Genomic DNA, 4,891 nt, shown 5'->3' on the forward strand with positions numbered 1-4,891 from the left:
CCTACTTCAGACCTTCCTTAGCAATAAAGGTGTGATGTTACTACTTGCCAAGGTGTAAGGGGCTCTATCGAAAATCACCTGGACAGTCCACAGCTCATCTGGTGCGCTTGATACGTCGCAATAAACGTGCATACGTCCGTCAGCAGAGACGCTACAGTTTACACATAGACCACGGTCCATCCACGCCACCACATTTCCGTTTTTCGTAAACTCATAGCGGAATGTCCAAAACCATTGCTCATCGACAGAGAAACTCGTTCCACGAAAGTCAGCGCTTACATCCAGCAAAATATGAGCCAGTTCCGGAATGTACTTCTGAACAGGCATGGGCAGTGGGAACGTCGTGTTTGAATCAGTTGCCCAGATAGGTTGCGTCAGTGGCGGCAAGTCGTTAGTTTGCAGCAAAGTTTCAAGCGTTGAATAAAGTCCCCATTTGTCAAAAAAACTCGACAGGTCGGTATTGCTGAGTAGTGAGGTTTCCACAATAAAGCGTTGAGCCTTGTCGTCACTCATCGAGGGCGGGGCTTGCATCATTCTGTAGCGCTGATGCAGTTGAGGATAGAACGAGGTGCCGAAGGTGAGGCGCAATTGCCAGAGCATAGTCACTTTATGGAAAGCGTCAGGTATTGCATTAAAATCTTTGCTCGCCAAACTCAGGTACTGTTTGATGACGGGATAATAAACATCCAGCCTCGAGGCGCGCCCTTCGAGATTCTCTTGGGTGGCCAGTGAGTATAAATTGACAGTCACTTCGGTCATCCCCGAGCCTGTGTCCCATGTCATGGGGGACATTTGCCGCTGATGACCGCTTTCATGCCATGGCCCCCAACCAGTTGCCGTGTTGCTTGAGAGCAGGTAATTTAATGCCGATTCGCCGTTAAATCCCATATGCCCATTGGTGGCAAACATGTAGAGCCGGTCTGCCTCTACATAAAAATGTTTATTGGGATCGATTGCCCATTCGGTCTCGCCACCGCCCGTGACGCCCGATATAACGTCCTGACACCCAATGACTTGATCATAATAACGCATCAGCTTTTCAGGATCGTAGATGCGGACGCGGGCACTGGCGTAACGAACCACAATAATGGCTCGTTCACTGGTGAGTACCACGACCGGCGCGCGTGTCAGAATAAGTAGCATAGACTGAAACACTTCGGGGTTCGTCTCGTTCAAGATGAATGAAGGCACGTCGCTGTAGGAGCCTTTAATGCTGATCAGCACGGATTTGCCTGGTGTTTGATAGATAAAACTCAGCAGGCCAGACTGAGGAATGTCTATGGCGTTCAAACCGAACTTCAGATCAATAACGATGGGGGTATTGAGTTCGGGGACGCCGATAACAGCGGAGATTTTCCCTGCCAATTCCTCATAGTGGCTGAGTTCCAGGCGCTCGCCTTTCGTGAGGTAGAAACCGGTAGGTTGGTAGTCGCTGTGCGCCCAGCGTCGCCTCTGCCTAACCTGGTTAAGGGCGGCGGAGGTCCTCCCTATGACGTTAAAACTTGTTTGCTTTGGCGTGAGGCTGGCAGGCAGAGAATCTGCGCTTTCATCGTGTCTATCGTCCATGATCGTTACCTGATGAGGTGGTCGAGGGCTTATTGGGCGCGCTGACAGCCAATCCGTCCACTGTCAGAACTGACAGTCAGCGCAACCCTTTGCCTCATCGCCGTTCTGGGCACCGGGGAACATCTGCCTGTCATGCGGGTCGGTTAAACAGGTCCTTGGGAAGGCAACTCAAGCACCCTGTGCAAAAACGCGACATTTTTTGTTGATCTCCGGCCCCTCAGGTCCTAAAGTTCGCGCCGAACGTCCATGCTGGAAACGATCCATCCGGCTCAAGTACTGACGACGAGACAGCAAGGCCAGGAAGGCAGCCCTTCAGTGGCCTTTTTGCTTTCGGCGACATGCCTTGGGAAGTAGGCGAACCAAAGTGGGGATACGGAGGGCGTTCATTTGCACCCATTTACCAATACCGCTTGCCATCAGGAGTTCCAGCAGCATGTCGATCAATGTCGAAGACTACTATTCAGCCGACACCTTCAAGAAAATGAAGGCGTTCGCTGACAAGCAAGAAACGCCGTTCGTGGTCATTGATACCGCCATCATCAGCAAGGCCTACGACGACCTGCGTGCGGGCTTCGATTTCGCCAAGGTTTACTACGCCGTCAAAGCCAACCCGGCCGTTGAAGTCATCAATCTGCTCAAGGACAAGGGTTCGAGCTTCGACATCGCGTCGATCTACGAACTGGACAAGGTCATGAGCTGTGGCGTCGGCCCTGAGCGCATGAGCTACGGCAACACCATCAAGAAATCCAAGGACATTCGCTACTTCTACGAGAAGGGCGTGCGTCTGTTTGCAACCGACTCCGAAGCTGACCTGCGCAACATCGCCAAGGCTGCACCGGGCTCGAAAGTCTATGTGCGCATCCTGACCGAAGGCTCGACCACGGCTGACTGGCCACTGTCGCGCAAATTCGGCTGCCAGACCGACATGGCGATGGATCTGTTGATTCTCGCTCGCGATCTGGGTCTGGTGCCTTACGGCATCTCGTTCCACGTCGGCTCGCAGCAGCGTGACATCAGCGTCTGGGACGCTGCCATCGCCAAGGTCAAAGTGATCTTCGAGCGCCTGAAGGAAGAAGACGGCATTGTGCTCAAGCTGATCAACATGGGTGGCGGCTTCCCGGCCAACTACATCACCCGTACCAACAGCCTGGAAACCTACGCTGAAGAAATCATCCGCTTTCTGAAGGAAGACTTCGGTGATGACCTGCCGGAAATCATTCTGGAGCCAGGCCGCTCGCTGATCTCCAACGCCGGTATTCTGGTCAGCGAAGTGGTGCTGGTTGCGCGCAAATCGCGCACCGCCGTCGAGCGTTGGGTCTACACCGACGTGGGCAAATTCTCTGGTCTGATCGAAACCATGGACGAAGCCATCAAGTTTCCGATCTGGACCGAGAAAAAGGGCGAAATGGAAGAAGTGGTCATCGCCGGCCCGACCTGTGACAGCGCCGACATTATGTACGAGAACTACAAGTACGGCCTGCCGCTCAACCTGGCCATCGGTGACCGCATGTACTGGCTGTCGACCGGTGCCTACACCACCAGCTACAGCGCAGTGGAATTCAACGGCTTCCCGCCATTGAAGTCGTTCTACCTGTAAATTTTCAGTTTCAGAAAAAAACCCATGAAAGTGGGTTTTTTTTTGGAAAAAATAAATATGTAAGCCTCTAATCGCTCGCGTGTAAGGTAATTGCGGCGTTGTTAATTATCTTTTTTTTGCCAATATAGCGGCGCCTGAAACGTTCCGTTGCTTATTCCTACAGGCAATGTCCACGCCGATCGCTATTTAAGTTTGACATCCTCTGTTAATTTTCAGTGGCCTGGAAGCGGCAGTTCAATGCTGTCGCAAACAGGACATCCATAATAAGGAAATTAATAATGGCTACTTCAGTTGAACCGCAATTTACAGATGGCGAAGCGCATACTGTCGAAGACGTCGGTCGCGTCGGCAAGGATTTAATGAATGTCCTTTCCGGAAAAGGGGAAGGCGTCGCGCGTGCGCTGGGTCTTCTGATTACCAATGAAGATGTTCGAAGCATCAGGCGTTATGTCAACACCGGTCTGTCACTTCCAACGAAGCTGGAAGAAGTCAGCCAGTTGGTCGGCGGCAGTGATAATGGCATTGCCGGTTTGGCACCAGACGCAATTGCTGAACTGCATGTGGGTATCCAGACCCATGCCAGAAGCTGGTCGGCGATTGAGACGAACATGCAGAAGGTCGGCAGCGATCTTTATGTTTTCTCGGGCAATCTGATCACCATCGCAACCAATGTCGTGGATTTCATCAAGGGGCTGCAATCCTATCAGACCCTGCAAGTGGGGGACCTGACCCCGGCGCAGATTGATCAAATGCCTCCTGTCGCATTGATGGACCAGGACAGCAAGAAGATACCTGGCTTACTGGCCCTGGTGGATGACCTCAAGGTCTACATCAAGGACCACAGCGCAAGCACCACCCGTACTAGAGTCGGGGTGACTGACTTCAAACGTTGCCTCAAGGATGAGATAGCCCCCGGCGTGGCGTTGAAGATAAGGCTGGCCTGCTCTGGAAACGCAGGTGACGAAATCGCTCGGCTCACAGCCGATGTCGATCAGCTTAACAATCGCATCAATCAGAAACTTGCGGAATATGAAGAGTACTCGGAATACAAGTGGATCGGTTTCTGGTGGGGCGTTATCGGCGGGGTGGTGTCCTATTCCATTTATGGTCCCAAGGCGACGGCGGCGCTCAGTGAAAAGGATCACCTGATCAAAGAGAAGCGCCAGGTTGAACTGACGCTGAAAAAACAAAACAGGTTGTTGGGCGATCTGCTGGCGTTCGAAACCAGCCTTCAGGATTTGAAAACCAGAATCGATGGCGCGGCCAGTGGTGTCAGCAACATCGAGAGTTTATGGGTGCTACTGGAAGAGTTGGTCGAGTCTTCTCATGATCGTATCAAGAATGCCAATAATGCTTTATACCTGGTCAGTTTTGTTTCCCGTTTTCAAACACTGCTGGCCAACTGGAAAGAGATTCAAGTTCAGTCCTTCGATCTGCTGACTGCGTTCAATAACGTACTTGAAGAGCCCGCTGTTTAAGCGCCGACCCATTGATACCCAAAGAGAATGCCGTTATGAACGTTCATGTACTCGATACGCCTGTTCAACTGCCAAAACCCGATATGGAAATTGTGATTGGCAGTCGTGAAAAGCTGAAACACCAGGCCGATGCGCTAGTGTGCTGTCTCAAAAATAAATGCTCTGTAAAATCGTCTATTCTTGCTCGTTGATTACACCGTTGGAGGCGAAGAAATGAGCGCCCAAGATATCGTCCTGAGTCCTGAAGAAA

Annotated in this window: 3 protein-coding genes and 1 pseudogene; 3 read left to right on the plus strand and 1 reads right to left on the minus strand. The window is 51.8% G+C overall.

What is annotated here, in order from left to right; all coding sequences use genetic code 11:
* Window positions 1-6: 6 nt before the first annotated feature.
* Window positions 7-1,566: a M60 family metallopeptidase gene (locus DW49_RS0121640; RefSeq protein ID WP_005620521.1), complete on the minus strand. Its 1,560-nt coding sequence runs from the start codon at window positions 1,564-1,566 to the stop codon at window positions 7-9.
* A 433-nt stretch (window positions 1,567-1,999) separates the two neighbouring features.
* On the opposite strand from DW49_RS0121640, the gene DW49_RS0121645 reads away from it, so the two are divergent.
* The 3 genes and pseudogenes from DW49_RS0121645 to DW49_RS1000000132395 form a co-directional block, all read left to right on the plus strand.
* On the plus strand, window positions 2,000-3,163 hold the full coding sequence (locus DW49_RS0121645; RefSeq protein ID WP_005620520.1) for a type III PLP-dependent enzyme: 1,164 nt from the start codon (window positions 2,000-2,002) through the stop codon (window positions 3,161-3,163).
* A 278-nt stretch (window positions 3,164-3,441) separates the two neighbouring features.
* Window positions 3,442-4,641, plus strand: coding sequence for an alpha-xenorhabdolysin family binary toxin subunit A (locus DW49_RS0121650; protein WP_005620519.1), 1,200 nt, complete (start codon window positions 3,442-3,444; stop codon window positions 4,639-4,641).
* A 35-nt stretch (window positions 4,642-4,676) separates the two neighbouring features.
* Window positions 4,677-4,778 (plus strand): annotated as a pseudogene (locus tag DW49_RS1000000132395) (alpha-xenorhabdolysin family binary toxin subunit B); the annotation flags it as partial.
* Window positions 4,779-4,891: the final 113 nt, after the last annotated feature.

Origin of the sequence: Pseudomonas avellanae BPIC 631 (genome assembly GCF_000444135.1) — a bacterium.
Taxonomy (GTDB): domain Bacteria; phylum Pseudomonadota; class Gammaproteobacteria; order Pseudomonadales; family Pseudomonadaceae; genus Aquipseudomonas; species Aquipseudomonas avellanae.